Origin of the sequence: Microtetraspora sp. NBRC 13810 (genome assembly GCF_030268685.1) — a bacterium.
Lineage (GTDB): Bacteria > Actinomycetota > Actinomycetes > Streptosporangiales > Streptosporangiaceae > BSRQ01.
Genome location: NZ_BSRQ01000102.1, coordinates 1 through 255 on the forward strand (window position 1 = coordinate 1; position 255 = coordinate 255).

Annotated in this window: 1 protein-coding gene; it reads left to right on the forward strand. The window is 64.3% G+C overall.

What is annotated here, in order from left to right:
* Positions 1-255, forward strand: a 255-nt coding sequence (locus tag QSK26_RS41625; RefSeq protein WP_285780881.1) for a hypothetical protein, incomplete at both ends; no start/stop codon positions are given.

Sequence of the window (255 nt, forward strand, 5' to 3'; positions counted from 1 at the left end):
CGGCGTTCATCGGCCGGTTGGGTGCCGATCCTGGTCCGGGGACGCTGTTGCGTGATCACGCGGATGGGTCGATCTTCGTGACGGTGGGTGGGGCGAAGTACGGTCTGACGCCGGCGGAGTATGAGGCTCTGGGGACTCCGGGGTTCGCGAATGTGCCGGTGGGGTGGATCAACGCGTTCGGTGCGGTGCCGCGTGATGGCAGTTATATGCGTGATGTGCGGGACGGCACGATCTACGTGGTGAATGCCGGTAAGA